This is a genomic window from Streptomyces sp. NPDC085866 (genome assembly GCF_044541035.1).
Taxonomy (GTDB): Bacteria; Actinomycetota; Actinomycetes; order Streptomycetales; family Streptomycetaceae; genus Streptomyces.
Map to the genome: position 1 here is coordinate 607,872 of NZ_JBITSQ010000004.1, position 18,899 is coordinate 626,770.

Annotated in this window: 15 protein-coding genes; 5 read left to right on the forward strand and 10 right to left on the reverse strand. The window is 72.1% G+C overall.

What is annotated here, in order from left to right; genetic code table 11:
* Nucleotides 1-9: 9 nt before the first annotated feature.
* Together ACIF83_RS12800 and ACIF83_RS12805 are read right to left on the reverse strand one after the other, a co-directional pair.
* Nucleotides 10-408, reverse strand: coding sequence for a RidA family protein (locus ACIF83_RS12800; RefSeq protein ID WP_393473998.1), 399 nt, complete (start codon nucleotides 406-408; stop codon nucleotides 10-12).
* Complete coding sequence (locus ACIF83_RS12805) at nucleotides 405-1,541, reverse strand: acyl-CoA dehydrogenase family protein (RefSeq protein ID WP_399726201.1); 1,137 nt, start codon at nucleotides 1,539-1,541, stop codon at nucleotides 405-407. Before ACIF83_RS12805 ends, ACIF83_RS12800 begins: the two co-directional genes overlap by 4 nt.
* Before the next feature lie 294 nt (nucleotides 1,542-1,835).
* Here ACIF83_RS12805 and ACIF83_RS12810 point away from each other — a divergent pair, with 294 nt between their 5' ends.
* Together ACIF83_RS12810 and ACIF83_RS12815 are read left to right on the forward strand one after the other, a co-directional pair.
* Nucleotides 1,836-3,428, forward strand: a complete 1,593-nt coding sequence (locus tag ACIF83_RS12810) for an AMP-binding protein (protein WP_399726204.1) — start codon at nucleotides 1,836-1,838, stop codon at nucleotides 3,426-3,428.
* A 15-nt stretch (nucleotides 3,429-3,443) separates the two neighbouring features.
* Entirely contained in the window at nucleotides 3,444-4,259 is an 816-nt protein-coding gene (locus tag ACIF83_RS12815; protein ID WP_399726206.1) for a PaaX family transcriptional regulator C-terminal domain-containing protein, read from the forward strand.
* Between the two features lie 32 nt (nucleotides 4,260-4,291).
* Here the strand turns inward: ACIF83_RS12815 and ACIF83_RS12820 are convergent, their stop codons facing one another.
* The 3 genes from ACIF83_RS12820 to ACIF83_RS12830 form a co-directional block, all read right to left on the reverse strand.
* On the reverse strand, nucleotides 4,292-4,693 hold the full coding sequence (locus ACIF83_RS12820) for a hypothetical protein (RefSeq protein WP_393474010.1): 402 nt from the start codon (nucleotides 4,691-4,693) through the stop codon (nucleotides 4,292-4,294).
* 71 nt (nucleotides 4,694-4,764) lie between these two features.
* Nucleotides 4,765-7,209, reverse strand: coding sequence for a bifunctional salicylyl-CoA 5-hydroxylase/oxidoreductase (locus ACIF83_RS12825; protein ID WP_399726209.1), 2,445 nt, complete (start codon nucleotides 7,207-7,209; stop codon nucleotides 4,765-4,767).
* 2 nt (nucleotides 7,210-7,211) lie between these two features.
* Nucleotides 7,212-8,039, reverse strand: coding sequence for an enoyl-CoA hydratase family protein (locus ACIF83_RS12830; protein WP_399726212.1), 828 nt, complete (start codon nucleotides 8,037-8,039; stop codon nucleotides 7,212-7,214).
* Nucleotides 8,040-8,334: 295 nt separating this feature from the next.
* On the opposite strand from ACIF83_RS12830, the gene ACIF83_RS12835 reads away from it, so the two are divergent.
* The gene (locus ACIF83_RS12835; RefSeq protein ID WP_145884085.1) at nucleotides 8,335-8,787 is read left to right on the forward strand and encodes an ATP-binding protein; all 453 of its coding nucleotides are present in this window, start codon (nucleotides 8,335-8,337) and stop codon (nucleotides 8,785-8,787) included.
* Here ACIF83_RS12835 and ACIF83_RS12840 read toward each other — a convergent pair.
* The 3 genes from ACIF83_RS12840 to ACIF83_RS12850 form a co-directional block, all read right to left on the reverse strand.
* The gene (locus ACIF83_RS12840) at nucleotides 8,747-10,192 is read right to left on the reverse strand and encodes an amino acid permease (RefSeq protein ID WP_399726215.1); all 1,446 of its coding nucleotides are present in this window, start codon (nucleotides 10,190-10,192) and stop codon (nucleotides 8,747-8,749) included. The two genes, ACIF83_RS12835 and ACIF83_RS12840, sit on opposite strands and share 41 nt — an antisense overlap.
* Before the next feature lie 112 nt (nucleotides 10,193-10,304).
* Nucleotides 10,305-11,333, reverse strand: coding sequence for an ornithine carbamoyltransferase (argF, locus tag ACIF83_RS12845; protein WP_399726218.1), 1,029 nt, complete (start codon nucleotides 11,331-11,333; stop codon nucleotides 10,305-10,307).
* Between the two features lie 91 nt (nucleotides 11,334-11,424).
* Nucleotides 11,425-12,648: an arginine deiminase gene (locus ACIF83_RS12850; protein ID WP_398140866.1), complete on the reverse strand. Its 1,224-nt coding sequence runs from the start codon at nucleotides 12,646-12,648 to the stop codon at nucleotides 11,425-11,427.
* 131 nt (nucleotides 12,649-12,779) lie between these two features.
* Between ACIF83_RS12850 and ACIF83_RS12855 the strand changes: the two genes are divergently transcribed.
* Both ACIF83_RS12855 and ACIF83_RS12860 read left to right on the forward strand, forming a co-directional pair.
* A complete protein-coding gene (locus ACIF83_RS12855; RefSeq protein ID WP_398140865.1) occupies nucleotides 12,780-13,934 on the forward strand; it encodes an SPFH domain-containing protein in 1,155 nt (384 codons plus the stop codon).
* Nucleotides 13,931-14,821, forward strand: a complete 891-nt coding sequence (locus tag ACIF83_RS12860) for a hypothetical protein (protein WP_393474027.1) — start codon at nucleotides 13,931-13,933, stop codon at nucleotides 14,819-14,821. Before ACIF83_RS12855 ends, ACIF83_RS12860 begins: the two co-directional genes overlap by 4 nt.
* A gap of 10 nt (nucleotides 14,822-14,831) precedes the next feature.
* On the opposite strand, the gene ACIF83_RS12865 is transcribed toward ACIF83_RS12860, so the two are convergent.
* Both ACIF83_RS12865 and ACIF83_RS12870 read right to left on the reverse strand, forming a co-directional pair.
* A complete protein-coding gene (locus tag ACIF83_RS12865; RefSeq protein ID WP_399726222.1) occupies nucleotides 14,832-17,399 on the reverse strand; it encodes a polynucleotide kinase-phosphatase in 2,568 nt (855 codons plus the stop codon).
* Nucleotides 17,396-18,874 carry a 3' terminal RNA ribose 2'-O-methyltransferase Hen1 gene (locus ACIF83_RS12870; RefSeq protein ID WP_399726225.1) on the reverse strand — a complete coding sequence of 493 codons (1,479 nt, stop codon included), beginning with the start codon at nucleotides 18,872-18,874 and terminating at the stop codon, nucleotides 17,396-17,398. The genes ACIF83_RS12865 and ACIF83_RS12870 overlap by 4 nt, the downstream gene beginning before the upstream one ends.
* Nucleotides 18,875-18,899: the final 25 nt, after the last annotated feature.

The following is an 18,899-nucleotide window of genomic DNA, read 5'->3' on the forward strand; positions in this document are numbered from 1 at the left end:
GTACTTCGCTCAGGAAAGCACCGCGAACCCGTCCAGCTCCACCAGTGCCTGCTCGTCCCACAGCCGTACGACCTCCACGACCGCCATCGCCGGGTAGTCCCGGCCCGCCAACTGCTGCCAGATGCGGCCCAGTTGACGGGCGTGGGTGCGGTAGGCGGCGACGTCGGTGGCGTAGACGGTGACGCGGGCGAGGTCGGCGGGGGTGCCGCCGGCCGCGTCGAGGGCGGTGAGGAGATTGGCGAGCGCCCTCTCGAACTGCTCGGGGAGCGTGGCTCCGGTGACCTTGCCGTCGGTGTCGAGGGCGGTCTGGCCGGCCAGGAACACCACGCGGGAGCCGGCCGTGACGACGGCGTGGGAGAAGCCCGTGGGCGGGGACAGCTCGGGCGGGTTGATGCGCTCGGTCGTCACGGGTGGTCCTCCCGGGTGGCGGTGGCGTACAACTCCTTGGCGATGATGCCCCGTTGAACCTCGCTCGCGCCCTCGTAGATCCGCGGGGCGCGCACCTCGCGGTAGAGGTGTTCGAGCAGATGGCCCCGCTCCAGCGCCCGGGCTCCGTGCAGTTGGACGGCGGCGTCGACGACGTACTGCGCGGTCTCGGTGGCCAGCAGCTTCGCCATCGCGGCCCGCTTGGGCACGTCCGGGGCGGTGTCGTCGTACGCCGTCGCCGCCGCGTACACCATCAGGCGGGCCGCGTCCGTACGCAGGGCCATCTCGGCGACCTGGTGGGCGACGGACTGAAGGTCCATCAGCTTGCCGCCGAAGGCGTCCCGTCGGGCGGTGTGGGCGAGTGTCGCGTCGAGCGCCGCCTGGGCCATGCCGACGGCGAAGGCGCCAACGCTCGGCCGGAACAGGTTGAGCGTGCCCATCGCGACCCGGAAGCCGCGGTCGACCTCCCCGAGCACGTCGTCCTCGGTCACCGGGACGGCATCGAAGTCGAGGCTGCCGATGGGGTGCGGGGAGAGCATCTCCAGGGCGGAGCCGGTGAGGCCGGGCCGGTCGGCGGGGACGAGGAAGGCGGTCACGCCACGGGCGCCGGCATCGGGGGTGGTCCGCGCGAAGACCGTGTAGAAGTCGGCCTCGGGGGCGTTGGAGATCCAGCACTTCCGTCCGGTCAGCCGCCAGTGCCCCGCCCCGTCCGGATCCGCCCGCAGCGCCAGCGCCGCCGCGTCCGACCCCGCCCCCGGCTCGCTGAGCGCGAACGCGGCCACCGCGGTGCCGTCGCTCACGCGGGGCAGCCAGTGCTCCCGCTGGGCGGGGCTGCCGTGGGCGTGGACGGGGTGGGCGCCCAGGCCCTGCAGGGCGAGGGCGGTCTCGGCCTCCGTGCAGGCGTAGGCCAGGGACTCCCGCATCAGGCAGAGGTCGAGGGCGTCGGAGGCGAAGAGCCGGGCCAGTAGGCCCAGCCGGCCCAGTTCCGCGACCAGTGGCCGATCGACCCGGCCCGGCTCGGCCTTCTCGGCGAGCGGGCGCAGCCGTTCGGCGGCCAGGGTGCGCAGCTCGGCACACCAGGCGACCTGTTCCGGTCCGAGTGAGAATGCAGGCATCGCCGGTCCCCTCTCCCGTGCTGTCACCCGACCGTATCGCGCTCCATTGACTGTCGTCACCAACACGATACGCTCCTTGTGCTGGGGCCTGTCTGACGATTCCCGTCGTCCGCCCGGAGGGCGGGCCCCGCGGCGTCTGGTGCGTGCGATCGCAAGGCGCCGGAGCGCCCTCGTGGCGGAGCCACGTGGGCGGTCCGGCAACGCGGCGAGCGTGCGTGCCAGACGCCGCGGGGCAGGCGGGAATCGTCAGACAGGCCCCATGGCCACCACGAGCCCACCAGGCAAGGGGGCGCCATGCATCTCTCGGCCCACGTCGACACCTTCGCCCGCGACCACCTCCCGCCGCCGGACGAGTGGCCCGACCTGTGTTTCGAGCTGCCGGAGCTGAGCTACCCCGAACGGCTGAACTGCGCCGTCGAGCTGCTCGAACACGCCGACCCCGCGCGCCCGGTCTTCCACACCCCGGCCGGCCCCAGCTGGACCTACGGCGACCTGCGCGCCCGCGTGGACCGCATCGCCCACGTCCTGACCGGCCAGCTCGGCGTCGTACCCGGCAACCGGGTCCTGCTGCGCGGCCCCACCACCCCCTGGCTGGCCGCCTGCTGGCTGGCCGTGCTGAAGGCGGGCGCGGTCGCGGTCACCGTGCTGGCCCAGCAGCGCGCGCACGAGCTGGCCACGGTGTGCGAGATCGCCGAGGTCCGGCACGCGCTGTGCGACATCCGGGCCCTGGACGACCTGGCGAAGGCCGAGGTACCGGGCCTGCACATCACCGCTTACGGCGGTGACGCGGCGGACGACCTGCTGCACCGCCCTGCACCCGGCACCCCCTTCCCGGCGGTCGACACCGCCTCCGACGACGTGGCCCTGATCGCGTTCACCTCAGGCACCACGGGTCGCCCGAAAGGGTGCATGCACTTCCACCGGGATGTGCTGGCCATAGCCGACACCTTCTCCAGACATGTGCTGCGCCCCCACTCGGACGACGTCTTCACCGGCAGCCCCCCGCTCGGGTTCACCTTCGGCCTGGGCGGACTGGTGATCTTCCCGATGCGGGCCGGCGCCAGCTCCCTGCTCCTCGAACAGGCCGGCCCCCGCCAGCTGCTGCCGGCGATCGCCGAGCACCGGGTCTCGGTCCTGTTCACCGCGCCGACCGCCTACCGGGCGATGCTCGACGATCTGGCCGGCTACGACACCTCGTCCCTGCGGCGCTGTGTGTCGGCCGGCGAGAACCTGCCCACGGCCACCTGGCGGGCCTGGCAGGAGCACACCGGGCTGCGCATCATCAACGGCATCGGCGCCACCGAACTGCTGCACATCTTCATCTCCGCCGCGGACGAGCGGATCAGACCCGGCACGACGGGCGTCCCGGTGCCGGGCTGGCAGGCGCGCGTCCAGGACGCCGACGGGGACCCGGTGCCCGACGGCGAGCCGGGCCTGCTCGCGGTCCGCGGCCCGGTCGGCTGTCGCTACCTCTCCGACCCACGGCAGCGGGAGTACGTACGCGGCGGCTGGAACATCACCGGCGACACCTACGTCCGCGACAGCGACGGCTACTTCCGCTACGTGGCCCGCGCCGACGACATGATCATCTCGGCGGGGTACAACATCGCCGGACCGGAGGTGGAGGACGCGCTGCTGCGCCACCCCGACGTGGTCGAGACGGCGGTCGTCGGCCGCCCCGACGAGGCGCGCGGCCAGGTCGCGGTCGCCTACACGGTGCTGCGGGACGGAGTGCGGCCGGACCCGGAGTCCCTCCGCACCTTCCTCAAGTCCGAACTGGCGCCCTACAAATGCCCGCGCGAGTTCGTCTTCCTCGACGCACTGCCCCGCACGGCCACCGGCAAGCTGCAGCGGTTCCGGCTGCGCACCGGAGGTGACCAGCAGTGATGCCGACGACTTAAAATGATCAACGTGTCCGAGCAGCACGCCCCCAGGTCCCTCATCGTCACGCTCTACGGCGCGTACGGCCGCTTCATGCCGGGCCCCCTGCCCGTCGCCGAGCTGATCCGTCTCCTGGCCGCGGTCGGGGTGGACGCCCCCTCCGTGCGCTCGTCGGTGTCCCGGCTCAAACGCCGCGGCCTGCTGCTGCCGGCCCGCACGGAGGGCGGCGCGGCCGGGTACGAGCTGTCCCCTCAGGCGCGCCAGTTGCTGGAGGACGGCGACCGCCGCATCTACGCGACGGCACCTCCCGAGGACGAGGGCTGGGTCCTGGCGGTCTTCTCCGTCCCCGAGTCGGAGCGGCAGAAGCGGCACGTCCTGCGCTCCCGGCTGGCCGGCCTGGGCTTCGGCACGGCGGCCCCCGGGGTGTGGATCGCCCCCGCCCGCCTGTACGAGGAGACGCGGCACACCCTGCGTCGGCTCCGCCTCGACCCGTACGTCGACTTCTTCCGCGGCGAGCACCTCGGCTTCGCCCCCACCCCCGAGGCCGTCACCCGCTGGTGGGACCTCACGGCGATCGCCAAGGAACACGAGCGCTTCCTGGACGCCCACGGCCCCGTCCTGCGCGCCTGGGAGCACCGCACGGACACCGCTCCCGAGGAGGCCTACCGCGACTACCTCCTGGCCCTCGACTCCTGGCGCCACCTGCCCTACACCGACCCCGGCCTTCCCACCCACCTCCTCCCCACCGACTGGCCGGGCGTCCGCTCGGCGGAGGTGTTCCGGGGGTTGCACGAGCGGCTGCGGGACGCCGGGGCGGAGTTCGTGGGGGTGGGGTGAATGCGGTGGCTCAGAGGTGAGTGACCGGCGGCTCAGAACCGGCGCAGCCGCATCGCGATGCCGTGCCCGACCGCGAGGTAGATCACCGCGGGCAGACCGTAGTCGAGCAGGACCCGGAGGTTCTCCGTGTCCATGGTGAAGATGTCCTGCGACCACCAGGCCAGCGAGTCGGCCACGTCCTCGACGAACCCCACGAAGACGTTCGCGTGGTTGGCCTCCAGCAGGTACAGCAGGATCCACAGCCCCAGGAACGCCGCCGCGACGTCGGCGATCGTGTGGATGACCAGCGCGGCACGCCGGGTGCCCGAGCCGTCCGGACGGCGCCGAGCGGGCGCGGCGGGCTGCGCCGCGGGTCCCGGGTACGGAGGGCCCGGGTCCGGAGAATGGCCGTAGCCGTATCCGGGTGGCTCGGGCAGCGGCCTGCTGTCAGTCATCTCAGTCTCGATCCCTGTGATTCTTCCGAATGGCTCGAAAGAACCTAGGCAGCCGCCGATAACGGGCCGGTTCAGGAACCGTGCGAATCGCGTGGAAGGCGTGTGACCGTACTGAGCGACAGGCGCGGCTTCGGGGCGTCCGTGCGGCCGGTCTGGGGACGGCGGCTGCCCGCCCGGTAGGGCGCGGGCCAGGCGACGCCGGGGCCGTCGTAGCCCTGCTCGGCGGCCGCGTGCAGGGTCCAGTGCGGGTCGTACAGGTGCGGCCGGGCCAGTGCGCACAGGTCCGTACGCCCGGCCAGGATCAGGGAGTTGACGTCGTCCCACGAGGAGATCGCGCCGACCGCGATCACCGGGACGCCGACCTCGTGCCGGATGCGGTCGGCGAACGGCGTCTGGTACGACCGCCCGAACTCCGGGCGCTCCTCGGCCACCACCTGTCCCGTGGAAACGTCGATCGCGTCGGCGCCGTGCGCCGCGAAGGCCCGGGCGATCCCGACCGAGTCCTCGGCGGTGGTGCCGCCCTCGGCCCAGTCCGTGGCCGAGATGCGTACGGTCAGGGGCTTCTCTTCCGGCCACACCGCGCGTACGGCGTCGAACACCTCCAGCGGGAACCTGAGCCGCTTCTCCAGCGAACCGCCGTAGGCGTCGGTGCGCCGGTTGGTGAGCGGGGAGAGGAAGCCGGAGAGCAGGTAACCGTGCGCGCAGTGCAGTTCGAGCAGGTCGAAGTCGGCGCGGGCGGCCCGCCAGGCGGATGCGGCGAACTGCTCGCGGATGTCGGTGAGCTGGGCCCGGGAGAGCTCGCGCGGGGTCTGGCTGCCCGGCTTGTACGGCAGCGGGGAGGCGGCCGTCAGCGGCCAGTTGCCGTCGGGCAGGGGTTCGTCCATGCCCTCCCACATCAGCTTCGTCGAGCCCTTGCGGCCGGAGTGCCCGAGCTGCACCCCGATCGCCGTACCCGGTGCCTGGGAGTGCACGAAGTCGGTGATCCGCTTCCAGGCCTCCGCCTGGCGGCCGGTGTAGAGACCGGTGCAGCCGGGGGTGATCCGGCCCTCCTCGCTGACGCACACCATCTCGGTCATCACCAGACCGGCGCCGCCGAGGGCACGGGCGCCGAGGTGGACCAGGTGGAAGTCGCCGGGGACGCCGTCGACCGCGGAGTACATGTCCATCGGGGACACGACGACCCGGTTGCGCAGGGTCAGGCCGCGCAGCCGGAACGGGGTGAACATCGGGGGTGTGCCGGACGGGCACCCGAACTCGCGCTCGACGGCCTCGGTGAAGCCGGCGTCCCGCAGCCGCAGGTTGTCGTGGGTGACCCGGCGGCTGCGGGTGAGGAGGTTGAAGGCGAACTGGCGGGGCGGCTGGTCGAGGTGGAGCCGCACGTTCTCGAACCACTCAAGGCTCGCCAGGGCGGCCCGCTGGGTGGAGGCGACGACGGGTCTGCGCTCCTCCTCGTAGGCCGCGAGAGCCCGTGGCACGTCGGGCTGTTCCTCCAGGCAGGCCGCCAGGGCCAGCGCGTCCTCCACGGCGAGCTTGGTGCCGGAGCCGATGGAGAAGTGGGCGGTGTGGGCCGCGTCCCCGAGGAGGACGACGTTGCCGTGCGACCAGCGCTCGTTGACCACCGTACGGAAGGTGGTCCAGGCGGAGTTGTTGGAGCGCAGCGGCCTGCCGCCGAGCGCGTCGGCGAAGATCTTGGCGCAGCGCTCGATGGACTCCTGCGGGGTGGCCCCGTCGAATCCCGCCGCCCGCCAGACCTCCTCGCGCATCTCGACGATCACGGTGGAGGCGCCGAATTGATTCTGCGGCTCGGAGGGCCCCGTTGAGGGGTGGTGGTCGGGAGACGGGCGGGCGTACGGGTAGCCGTGCAGCTGCATCACGCCGTGCTCGGTCTCGGCGATCTCGAAGCGGAAGGCGTCGAAGGGGAAGTCCGCGGCGAGCCAGATGTAACGGCAGTGGTGTTCGGTCACCTGGGGGCGGAACACATGGGCGTAGGCCCGGCGGGTGCTGCTGTTGACTCCGTCGGCTGCGACGAGGAGGTCGTGGGTCGCCGAGAGGTGGTCGGGGCCGGGAGCCTCGGTGCGGAAGCGGATGTCCACGCCGAGGGTGCGGCAGCGGTCGTGCAGGATTTCGAGGAGGCGTTTCCTGCCCAGCGCCGCGAAGCCGTGTCCTCCGGAGGTTTGGCGGGTGCCTCGGTGGACGATGTCGATGTCGTCCCATCGGGTGAAGTTGCTCTGCAGGGCCGTGTAGACCACTGGGTCGGCGTGTTCGATGCCGCCCAGGGTTTCGTCGGAGAGGACCACTCCGAAGCCGAAGGTCTCGTCGGGGGCGTTGCGTTCCCAGACGGTGATTTCTCGGGTCGGGTCGAGTCGTTTCAGGAGCGCTGCCGCGTACAGGCCGCCTGGGCCTCCGCCGATGATCGCGATGCGCTGGGGGTGGCTTGTGTCGATCTGCGGGTGCGGGTGCGTTGTGGCTTGTCGCGCAGTTCCCCGCGCCCCTTTGTCCCTCACGTCGGCCGGCATGGTTACCGTCCCTGCCACTTCGGGGGGCGCTTCTCGGTGAACGCCGCGTGGAATTCCGCGTAGTCCTCGCCGTTCATCAGGAGGGCCTGGGTCGAGGCGTCCAGTTCGATCGAGGCCGCCAAGGGCATGTCCAGCTCGGCCGTGAGCAGGGCCTTCGTCTGCGCGTACGCCAGGGCGGGGCCGTCGGCCAGGCGGCGGGCCAGGGTGCGGGCCGCCTCGTCCGCGGCGCCCTCCTCCGTCAGTTCGCTGATCAGGCCGATGCGCACTGCCTCGGGGGCGCGTACGGGCTCGCCCAGCATCAGGAGGCGGGTGGCATGGCCGAGGCCCACGACCCGGGGTAGCAGGTAGGCCGCGCCCATGTCGCCGCCGGAGAGGCCGACGCGGGTGAAAAGGAAGGCGAAGCGGGCCGAGGGGTCCGCGATGCGGAAGTCGGAGGCGAGGGCCAGGACCGCGCCCGCGCCGGCGGCCACGCCGTGCACGGCGGCGATCACCGGGAACGGGCATTCACGGATCGCCCGTACCACCTGCCCGGTCATCCGGTTGAAGTCGAGCAGCTGGGCGGTGTCCATGGAGAGGGTGGCACCGATGATCTCGTCCACGTCGCCGCCGGAGCAGAAGCCACGCCCCTCGCCGGACAGGACGAGGGCGCGGACCGACCGCTCCCGGCTCAGCTCGGCGAGCAGGTCACGCAGGTCGGCGTAGGCGCCGAAGGTGAGCGCGTTGAGCTTGTCGGGGCGGGCGAGGGTGACGGTGGCGACCCCGTCGGCGAGCTGGACCCGCAGGTGCTCCCAGTCGCAGGTGCGGGCGGCGGAGCCGGTGAAAGGACTCATGACGTGCGGCCTCCTAGGGGGGCGGTGCCTCACGCAGCACTACCCGACGAAGTTAACACGCATTTGTGACTGTCGTCACGAGGGCGCGACAGCGCGGCCTGGGATGGCCGGGTACCGTCACGCGCGTCACTGATCGTCCACAGCGTCGTAACAGTGGGCTCGGCCGGGCGAGGCAGGGCGTTCAGCCGGGTAAGCCGCCCGGTACCGGGGCCGATGGTCCCGAGCGGTGCCCGACGACGGTCTCTGTGGCCGGGCCCGTACCATTCCTACGGTTGAAAGCAGGACAGCCTGCTCCATGAACGGACTCGCCTTGTACGAACGCCCCACCGAACCGGCCTCCTGGCGCATCGCGCTGCCGCACACCGCAGCGGCGGTGCCCGTGGCGCGTGCCCTGGTCCGTACGGCCCTCGCCGAGGTGGAGCACGCAGCCGATCCCGACACCGCCGAGCTGCTCACGGCCGAACTGGTCGCCAACGCGGTGGAGCACACCGACGGGCGTGGCCCGATCGAGCTGGTCGTCGAGCTGCTGCCGAGCGGCTGCCAGGTCGAGGTGCACGACCCGGACCCGGCACCGCCCGGGCATCTCACGCGTCCGGTGATCGAGGAGCCCGACCCCTGGCAGGAGGGAGGGCGCGGTCTGCTGCTGATCCGCGCCCTCAGTTCGTCCTGCGGTCACCGCCCGACCCCGTCGGGCAAGGCGGTGTGGTTCAGACTGCCTGTGGTTCCGGGGCAGCGGCGTCCGGCGTGACCTCGGCGGCCGGCTGGGCCAGCGTGGAGTGCCGGCGCCCGTAGGCGACGTAGACGAGCAGTCCGACCACGAGGAACACCGCGAACTGGATCCAGGTCTGCCAGCCGGTCTCGTACATCAGGTACAGGCAGAAGCCGACACCGAGCAGCGGGCCGACGGGGTAGAGCGGCACCCGGAAGCTGCGGGCGAGGCCCGGCTCGCGGCGGCGCAGGGCGATCACGGCGATGTTGACGACGGCCATGATGGCGAGCGTGCCGATGGTGCACAGGTTCATCACGGCGTCGAGCGAGGCGAAGGCCGCCGGGACCGCGAAGACGACCGCCACGATGAGGGTGCCGGCCACCGGGGTGGAGGTGCGCGGCGACACCTTCTCGAAGACGCGCGGGATCAGGCCGTCCCGGGACATCGACATCAGGATGCGGGTCTGGCCGTACATCACGGCGAGAACGACGGAGGCGATGGCGACCACCGCGCCGAAGGCGACGACACCGCCGCCGACGGTGGAGCCGGTGACCTCGTTGACGACATAGGACAGCGCGGCGGGGCGGCCGGCGACCTGGTCGCCGCCGATGGCGCCGATCGCGGCGAGCGCGACCGCGCAGTAGAGGAGGGTGACCAGGCCCATGCAGACCAGGATCGCGATCGGGATGTCCCGGCGGGGGTTCTTCGCCTCCTCGCCGGCCGTGGTGATCGCGTCGAAGCCGATGTAGGAGAAGAAGGCGGCGGTGGTGCCCGCGCCGATGCCGCCGAGGCCGGCCGGGGAGAACGGGGTGAGGTTGCCGTCCCTGAAGGCGCTGTAGCCGATGGCGCAGAAGGCCAGGAGGATGACGAGCTTCACGGCCGCCATGGCGGCGGTGGCCCGGGCGCTCTCGCGCACCCCGCGGACCAGGAGCACGGAGGCCATCGCGATGACGATCACGGCGGGGAGGTTCACGATGCCGCCGTCGCCCGGACCGGCCGAGAGGGCGGCGGGCAGCTGCCAGCCGGTGAGGCTGTGCAGCAGTTCGTTGACGTACTGGCTCCAGCCGACGGCGACCGCCGAGATGGAGATGCCGTACTCCAGCAGCAGGCACCAGCCGACCAGGAAGGCGGTGGACTCGCCGAGGCCGGCGTAGGCGAAGGAGTACGAGGAGCCGGAGACCGGGATGGCGCCGCCCAGCTCGGCGAAGGAGAGGGCCGTGAAGACGCAGGTGATCGCCGCGAGGACGAAGGAGACGACCACGGCGGGGCCGGCCTGGGCGACGGAGTCGGAGAGGCCGACGAAGATGCCGGTGCCGACGATGGCGCCGACGCCGAAGCAGATGAGCTGGAAGAGACCCATCGTGCGCTTGAGGCCGTGGCCTTCACGGTCGGCGCCGGATTCGGCTATGAGCGCGCCGGGGGACTTGATGCGGGGAGCGGGCATGCGGGTGGAGCTCGTTTCTGGTGGTGCGGGCGCGATCACAGGTCGATCGCTGCGGCGGCCGCGGCAGGGGTGGCGCCGGGCCGCCGGTCAGGATAAGGCCTGGTGAGGTGGGTCAGGCAAGGCTGTGTGACGCGCCCGCCAGGGTGGCCACGAGGACCGCCTTGATCGTGTGCATCCGGTTCTCCGCCTCGTCGAAGACGACGGAGTGCTCGGACTCGAACACCTCGTCGGTGACCTCCAGCTCGGTCAGTCCGTGCCGTTCGTGGATCTCGCGGCCGACGGCGGTACCGAGGTCGTGGAAGGCCGGCAGGCAGTGCAGGAACTTCACCTGGTCGTTGCCGGTGGCGCGGAGCACGTCCATGGTCACGGCGTACGGGCCGAGCAGTGCGATGCGCTCGTCCCAGACCTCCTTGGGCTCGCCCATCGACACCCAGACGTCGGTGGCGATGAAGTCGGTGCCGCGCACGCCGTCCTTCACGTCGTCGGTGAGGGTGATCCGGGCACCGGAGGCGGCGGCGAGCTGCCGGGCCACCTGGATGATCGTCTCGTCCGGCCACAGCAGTCTGGGGGCGACGATACGGACGTCCATGCCGAGCAGGGCGCCGGTGACCAGGTAGGAGTTGCCCATGTTGTACCGTGCGTCGCCGAGGTAGGCGAAGACGATCTCGGCCAGCGGCTTGTCGCTGTGCTCGGTCATGGTGAGCACGTCGGCGAGCATCTGGGTGGGGTGCCACTCGTCGGTGAGGCCGTTGTAGACGGGGACCCCGGCGTAGGTGGCCAGCTCCTCGATCACGCCCTGGCCGTGTCCGCGGTACTCGATGGCGTCGAACATCCGGCCGAGGACGCGGGCGGTGTCCTTCACGGACTCCTTGTGCCCGATCTGCGAGCCCGACGGGTCGAGGTAGGTGGTGTGGGCACCCTGGTCGGCGGCGGCGACCTCGAACGCGCAACGGGTGCGCGTCGAGGTCTTCTCGAAGATCAGTGCGATGTTCTTGCCGCGCAGGTACTGCGTCTCGACCCCCGCCCTCTTGGCGGCCTTCAGCTCGGCGGCCAGCTCGACCAGACCACGGAACTCCTCCTCGGTGAAGTCCAGCTCCTTGAGGAAGTGGCGGCCGGCGAGGGCGGTCGGGACTGTCGCCATGGGGGCGCTCCAGGGATACGGGTGCACGGACTTTGGAATTCTATACGATCCTCAGCATTTATATACAGCCCGCTTCGTCACACCGGCCCGGTCACACCGCCTCGCGCTCGACGGGACAGCTCATACAGCGCGGGCCGCCCCTGCCCCGCCCCAGCTCGCTGCCCGGGATCTCGATCACCTCGATGCCCTGCTTGCGCAGATGGGTGTTGGTGGTGACGTTGCGCTCGTAGGCGACGACGACACCGGGCTCGACGGCGAGCACGTTGCAGCCGTCGTCCCACTGCTCGCGCTCGGCCGCGTGGACATCCTGGGTGGCGGTCAGGACGCGGATCTCGCTGAGCCCGAGGGCGGCGGCGATCGCGCGGTGCATGTGCTCCGGCGGGTGGTCGGTGACCTTGAGCTCCTTGTCGGCGGCGCCCGGCTCGATGGTGTACGAGCGGAGCATGCCAAGGCCCGCGTACTGGGTGAAGACATCGCCGTCGACCATGGTCATCACGGTGTCGAGGTGCATCAGGGCGCGCTTCTTGGGCATGTCGAGCGCGACGATCGTCTGCGCGGACCCCGCGGCGAACAGCTTGTGCGCGAGCATCTCGACGGCCTGCGGGGTGGTGCGCTCGCTCATGCCGATGAGGACCGCGCCGTTGCCGATGACCAGGACGTCGCCGCCCTCGATGGTGGACGGGTAGTCGGCCTGCCCCTCGGACCAGATGTGGAACAGCTGGTCGCGGAAGAGCGGGTGGTGCCGGTAGATCGCCTCGAAGTGCACGGTCTCGCGCCGCCGCGCCGGCCAGCGCATGGCGTTGATGGAGACTCCGTCGTAGATCCAGGCGGAGGTGTCACGGGTGAAGAGGTGGTTGGGCAGGGGCCTGAGCAGGAAGTCGTCGAGGTCCATGACGTGGAATCGCACGGAGGTCGGCTCCTCGTGCGCCGCCAGGAACTCCCGTTTGGTCATCCCGCCGACGAGGGCCTCGGTCAGCTCGCGCGCGGGCAGGGTCTCGAAGGCGGCCCGGAGGTGGTCGGTGGCCAGCGGGCCGTACTCCTTCTCGTCGAAGACCCGGTCCAGGACGAGCGCCCGCGCGGCCGGCACCTCCAGCACCTCCGCGAGCAGGTCGCCGAAGAGATGGACGGCGACCCCGCGGTCGCGCAGGACGTCGGCGAACCCGTCGTGCTCGGCGCGCGCCCGGCGCACCCACAGCACGTCGTCGAACAGCAGGGCGTCCTTGTTGCTGGGGGTGAGCCTTTTGAGCTCTAGGTCGGGCCGGTGCAGGATCACGCGGCGCAGCCGCCCGGCCTCGGAGTCGACGTGGTATGCCATGCCACCATCCTGGCCATTGCCGCCCGTCTTCACGCCCTTCTTGGCCGTTTCCGCCCCTTCCTGTTTTCGTCCTCTTGACGAGAAGCGGAGTGGACGATTATCGTCGCCATGACGAAAAGCGAGGGGGACTCATGGCCGACATCACCCGGCGCCTGGGCTGGCGCCATCTGCGCGGCGCGCCCACGGCGCACATCCGGCACCACCGCTCCGGAACGCTGGTCCACGACGGTCCCGGACTCAGCTTCTGGTTCCGCCCACTGACCGCCGCCCTGTCCGAGGTGCCGGTGGACGACCGGGAACTGGCGATGACCTTCCACGCCCGCACCTCCGACTTCCAGGACGTGGCGGTGCAGGCGACGGTCACCTACCGGATCGCCGACCCGGCCGTCGCCGCCGCCCGCCTGGACTTCTCGATCGACCCCGACACCGGCGCCTTTCGCGGCACCCCGCTGGAACAGCTGGGCACCCTGCTCACCGAGACGGCCCAGCAGCACGCACTGGACGTCCTCGCCCGTACACCGCTCTCGGCTGCGCTGGTCGACGGCGTCGCGGCGGTGCGCGAGCGGGTCGCAGCGGGCCTCGGCGCCGAGCCGCGGCTGCCCGCCACCGGCATCGAGGTCGTGGCCGTACGCGTGATGGCGCTGCGGCCGGAACCGGAGGTGGAGCGGGCGCTGCGCACCCCGGCCCGGGAACAGATCCAGCAGGAGGCCGACCGGGCGACCTACGAGCGGCGGGCCGTCGCGGTCGAGCGGGAGCGGACCATCGCCGAGAACGAACTGGCGAGCCGGATCGAACTCGCCCGCCGCGAGGAGCAGTTGGTCGAGCAGCGGGGCACCAACGCGCGCCGCGAGGCCGAGGAGCAGGCTGCCGCGGACGCGGTGCGCGCCCAGGCGGAGGCGGCGCGGTCGGTGAAGCTGGCCGAGGCGGAGGCCGCACGCTCGGTCAAGCTCGCGGAGGCCGAGGCGGACCGGACCGTGAAGCTCACCGAGGCGGAGGCGGCGCGGACCCTGCGGCTCGCCGAGGCGGAGGCCGCGCGGGCCGAGCGGATCGCCCGCGCGGAGGCCGAGGGCGCGCGCGAGGTCGGCGAGGCGCGGGCGCAGGCCCAGGCGGCCTGGCTGCGGGTGCACGCGGAGGCCGGGATCGACGGGACGGCGACCCTGCAGGCGCTCACCGCGACCCGGCTGGCCGAGAACCTGCCGCGCATCGACAGCGTGACGGTCTCCCCGGACGTGCTGACCGGACTGCTGGCGAAGCTGGGCGGCGGCTCGCCCGAGGCGGCGCGGTGAGCCTCGCGCCGCGCGCCGTGCTGGTGCATCGCACCACGGAGTACGAGGAGTTGGTGGCCCGGCACGGCACGCACGGCCAGGCCGCCTTCTTCCTCGCCTCCCGGGGCCGGGACATCGAGGAGGTCGCCGAGCGACACCGCCGGGCCCGCGGCGCCCTGGCCGAGGTGACCTCGGCCGTGCCGCTGACCTGGCGTCAGGCACAGGTGGAGCGGGCCGACCTGGACCGGTTCCTGTTCGCACCGGAGGACGTGGTCGTGGTGGTCGGCCAGGACGGGCTGGTGGCCAACGTCGCCAAGTACCTGACGGGCCAGCCGGTGATCGGCATCGACACCGACCCGGGCCGCAACCCCGGGGTGCTGGTACGGCACCGCCCGCAGGACGCGGCGAAGCTCCTGTCGGCGGCGGCGACCACGGTGGACGAACTCACCATGGTCGAGGCCGTCGCCGACGACACCCAGCGGCTGGTGGCGCTCAACGAGATCTACCTCGGTACACCGGGCCACCAGACCGCCCGCTACCGCCTGGGCCTCGACGACGACGGGGGTGCCGTCGAGGCCCAGGCCTCCTCCGGGGTGCTGGTCGGGACCGGCACCGGCGCGACCGGCTGGCTGCGCTCGGTGTGGCAGGAGCGGGGCAGCCGGCTCCCGCTCCCCTCCCCCACCGAGGACCGGCTGGTGTGGTTCGTCCGGGAGGCCTGGCCGTCACCCGCCACCGGTACGGCCCTGGTGGCCGGCGAGCTCGCGGCCTCGGCGTCCCTGACGGTCACCGTGGAGTCCGACCGGCTCATCGCCTTCGGCGACGGCATCGAGACCGACGCGCTCCAGCTCACCTGGGGGCAGACGATCCGGGTCGGGGTGTGCGGGCAGCGGCTGCGGCTGGCGGGCTAGGGCTTCTGGTTCACAGGCGCGGGTCGACCGGCTCGGACTCCAGGGCCAGCACCCCGAACGCCGCCTCGTGCACCCGCCACAGCGGCTCCCCCTCCGCGAGCCGGTCCAGGGCCTCCAGGCCCAGGGCGTACTCGCGGATCGCCAGTGACCGCTTGTGGTTCAGGAACCGCTGCCGCAGCTTGGCGAGGTTGTCCGGCCGGGTGTACTCGGGACCGTAGATGATCCGCAGGTACTCACGGCCCCGGCACTTGATGCCGGGCTGGACCAGCCGGCCCTCCGGGCTGCGCACCACCGCCCCGACCGGCTTGACGACCATGCCCTCGCCGCCCCGGCCGGTCATCTCCAGCCACCAGTCGACACCGGCGCGGACCGACTCGGGGTCGCCCGTGTCGACGTACAGGCGCCGGGTGGTCTGCAGCAGTCCGGTGCCGTCGTGCTCCACCAGCCGGTCGATGAGGGCCAGCTGCTCGTCGTGCGGCAGCGCGGCCAGGCTGCGCCCGCGGACGGCCAGGATCTGGAAGGGGGCAAGGCGCACCCCGTCCAGGCCGTCGGTCGTCCAGCAGTAGCGGCGATAGGCGTCGGTGAACGCGGCCGCGGCCGCGGCGCGGTCACGCTGCCGGTCCAGCAGCCCGCCCACGTCGGTGCCACGGCCCGCCGCGGCCTCCAGTGCGGCGAGCGCACCGGGGAACACGGCACCGGAGGCGGCGCCCACCGCCGCGTACTGGCTGCGCAGCAGACCCGAGGCCTTGAGCGACCACGGCATCAGCTCGGCGTCCAGCAGGAGCCAGTCGCCCGCGCCGGAGGCGCTGTTGGATGCAGCGAGCTCCTCCCACAGGCCCGCGTCCCCGACGGCCGAGCGCAGCCGGCCGAGGATCTCCTCGGTCACCTGCTCGTCGTCGAAGAACGGCCGCCCGGTACGCGTGTACAGGGCCCCCGTGGGGCCGTCCACCCCGAACCGCTCGCGTGCGGCGTCCGCGTCCCGGCACACCAGGGCCACCGCCCGCGAGCCCATGTGCTTCTCCTCGCACACGACCCGCGCGACCCCGTCCTCCGCGTACTGCGCGAAGGCCTCCACCGGGTGCTCCAAGTAGCCTTCCTCCTGCGAGGTCGCCGTCGGTGCCATCGTCGGTGGCAGATACGGCAGCAGGCGCGGGTCGACCGCGAAGCGGCTCATGACCTCCAGGGCCGCGGCCGCGTTCTCCTCGCGGATCGCGACGCGGCCCGCGTGCCGGGTCTCCACGGCCCTGCGGCCGTGCACGTCCGCCAGGTCCAGCGGCCGCCCGTCGTGCCCGCCGGGCGCCTCGCTGCGCAACGGCCTCGTCGGCTCGTACCAGACCTGCTCCGCCGGTACGTCCACCAGCTCGCGCTCCGGCCAGCGCAGCGCGGTCAGCTTGCCGCCGAAGACTGCGCCGGTGTCCAGGCAGATGGTGTTGTTCAGCCAGGTGGCCTCCGGGACCGGGGTGTGCCCGTAGACCACGGCCGCGCGGCCCCGGTAGTCCTCCGCCCACGGGTAGCGCACGGGCAGCCCGAACTCGTCGGTCTCGCCGGTGGTGTCGCCGTACAGGGCGTGCGAGCGCACCCGGCCGGAGGTGCGGCCGTGGTACTTCTCGGGCAGGCCGGCGTGGCAGACGACCAGCTTGCCGCCGTCGAGCACGTAGTGGCTGACCAGCCCCTCCAGGAAGCGGCGCACCTCCGCCTTGAACTCCTCGCTCTCGCCCTCCATCTGCGCGATGGTCTCGGCCAGGCCGTGGGTGTGCTGGACCTTGCGGCCCTTGAGGTAACGGCCGTACTTGTTCTCGTGGTTGCCGGGCACGCACAGCGCGTTCCCGGACCCGACCATCGACATCACCCGGCGCAGCACACCGGGGCTGTCCGGGCCGCGGTCGACCAGGTCACCGACGAAGACGGCGGTACGGCCGTCCGGGTGCACGCCGTCGGCATAGCCCAGCCCGGCCAGCAGGGACTCCAGTTCGGAGGCACAGCCGTGGATGTCGCCGATGATGTCGAAGGGGCCGGTGAGGTGGGTCAGGTCGTTGAAGCGCTTCTCGGTGACGACGGTGGCGCCGTCGACCTCCTCGACCCCGCGCAGGACGTGCACCTTGCGGAAGCCCTCGCGCTCCAGGTGCCGAAGGGAGCGGCGGAGTTCGCGGATGTGCCGCTGGATGACGCGGCGGGGCATGTCGGCGCGGTCGGTGCGGGCCGCGTTGCGCTCCGCGCACACCTCCTCGGGCACGTCCAGCACGACGGCGATGGGCAGCACGTCGTGCTTCTTGGCCAGCTCGATGAGCTGACGCCTGCTGTCCTGCTGCACGCTGGTGGCGTCGACGACGGTACGGCGACCGGCGGCCAGCCGCTTGCCGGCGATGTAGTGCAGGACGTCGAAGGCGTCCCGGGTCGCGCTCTGGTCGTTCTCGTCGTCGCAGACGAGACCGCGGCAGAAGTCGGAGGAGATCACCTCGGTGGGCTTGAAGTGCCGGCGGGCGAAGGTGGACTTGCCCGAGCCGGAGGCGCCGACGAGGACGACGAGGGAGAGGTCGGTGACGGGGAGGACCCGTCCCCTGTCCTGCGTCTCGCTCATGCTGCCTTCGCCTCCTTCGGAGTGTCGTTGCGGATCTCGTCACGGTGGAACACGGCCATCTGGGTGGGCGGCCCCACCTCGGGGTCGTCCGGCCCGACGGGCTGGAACCCGACCTCGTAGCCGTGCCGTTCGGCCACGGCCGCAGCCCAGGTGCGGAACTCCTCGCGGGTCCACTCGAAGCGGTGGTCGCCGTGCCGGACGTGTCCGGCGGGCAGGGTCTCCCAGCGGACGTTGTACTCGACGTTCGGGGTGGTCACGAGGACCGTGCGCGGGCGCGCGTGTCCGAACACCGCGTACTCCAGGGCGGGCAGCCGGGGCAGGTCGAGGTGCTCGACGACCTCGCTGAGCACGGCGGCGTCGTAGCCCTTGAGCCGCTTGTCGGTGTAGGCGAGCGAGCCCTGGAAGAGCTTGACGCGGGCCGCCTGCCGCTCCCCCATCCGGTCGAGCTTCAGCCGCCGCGAGGCGATGGTGAGGGCCCGCACGGACACGTCGACGCCGACGACCTCGCTGAACCGCGCGTCCTTGAGCAGTTCCTGCACCAACTGGCCCTGCCCGCAGCCCAGGTCGAGCACCCGGGCGGCGCCGGACGCGTGCAGGGCGGCGAGGATCGCCTCCCGCCGCTGCACGGCGAGCGGGGTCGGCTTCTCCTCGCCCTCCGGCTCCTCCTCCACGGCGTTGTCGATCGACTCGACCTCGCTGTCGTCGGCCTCGGCCAGGCGCACCAGCTCCAGCCGCTCCATCGCCTGCCGGGTCAGCGACCAGCGACGGGACAGGTACCGGCTGGTGATCAGCTTCTGCTCCGGGTGCGTGGGCAGCCAGCCCTCGCCGGCCCGCAGCAGCTTGTCCACCTCGTCGGAGGAGACCCAGTAGTGCTTGGCGTCGTCGAGGACGGGCAGCAGCACGTACAGGTGGCGCAGTGCCTCGGCGAGGGTCAGCTTCTCCGACTCCAGGACGAGGCGGACGTAGCGCGAATCGCCCCAGGCCGGGAACTCGGTGTCGAGCGCGACGGGCTCGGCGGTCACCGCCCAGCCGAGCGGTTCGAAGAGCTGTCGTACGAGGTCGGGGCCGCCTCGGGCAGGCAGCGCGGGCACCTCGATGCGCAGCGGCAGGGGCTCGGCGGCCCGCTGCGGGCGGGCGTTGCACACGCCCCGCAGGGCGCTCGAGAACACGGCGCTCAGTGCGACCGCGAGCAGCGAGGAGGCCGCGTAGGGGCGGTCGTTGACGTACTGCGCGAGTGCCGCGTCGGGTGCTCCGCCACGGCCCTTGCCCTTGCCCCGCCGGACCAGCGCGACCGTATCGACCTCGAGCAACAGCGCGGCCGTGCAGCGCTCGGCGTCCGCCTCCGGGTAGAAGACGTGTGCGGTGCCGTAGGAGGTCGAGAACTTCTGCGCCTTGTCGGGGTGCTTGTGCAGCAGGAACCCGAGGTCGGTGGCGGGGAGGGCGGCTGTGCCGCTCGTGGATATCGTCAGGAACACGCGTCCGAGTCTCCCGCGTACGGCG

Coding starts and splice junctions, on each gene's coding strand:
- ACIF83_RS12805 (WP_399726201.1), bottom strand. CDS start 1,541: ATGCCTGCATTCTCACTCGGACCGGAACAGGTCGCCTGGTGTGCCGAG.
- ACIF83_RS12810 (WP_399726204.1), top strand. CDS start 1,836: ATGCATCTCTCGGCCCACGTCGACACCTTCGCCCGCGACCACCTCCCG.
- ACIF83_RS12815 (WP_399726206.1), top strand. CDS start 3,444: ATGATCAACGTGTCCGAGCAGCACGCCCCCAGGTCCCTCATCGTCACG.
- ACIF83_RS12820 (WP_393474010.1), bottom strand. CDS start 4,693: ATGACTGACAGCAGGCCGCTGCCCGAGCCACCCGGATACGGCTACGGC.
- ACIF83_RS12825 (WP_399726209.1), bottom strand. CDS start 7,209: ATGCCGGCCGACGTGAGGGACAAAGGGGCGCGGGGAACTGCGCGACAA.
- ACIF83_RS12830 (WP_399726212.1), bottom strand. CDS start 8,039: ATGAGTCCTTTCACCGGCTCCGCCGCCCGCACCTGCGACTGGGAGCAC.
- ACIF83_RS12835 (WP_145884085.1), top strand. CDS start 8,335: ATGAACGGACTCGCCTTGTACGAACGCCCCACCGAACCGGCCTCCTGG.
- ACIF83_RS12840 (WP_399726215.1), bottom strand. CDS start 10,192: ATGCCCGCTCCCCGCATCAAGTCCCCCGGCGCGCTCATAGCCGAATCC.
- argF (WP_399726218.1), bottom strand. CDS start 11,333: ATGGCGACAGTCCCGACCGCCCTCGCCGGCCGCCACTTCCTCAAGGAG.
- ACIF83_RS12850 (WP_398140866.1), bottom strand. CDS start 12,648: ATGGCATACCACGTCGACTCCGAGGCCGGGCGGCTGCGCCGCGTGATC.
- ACIF83_RS12855 (WP_398140865.1), top strand. CDS start 12,780: ATGGCCGACATCACCCGGCGCCTGGGCTGGCGCCATCTGCGCGGCGCG.
- ACIF83_RS12865 (WP_399726222.1), bottom strand. CDS start 17,399: ATGAGCGAGACGCAGGACAGGGGACGGGTCCTCCCCGTCACCGACCTC.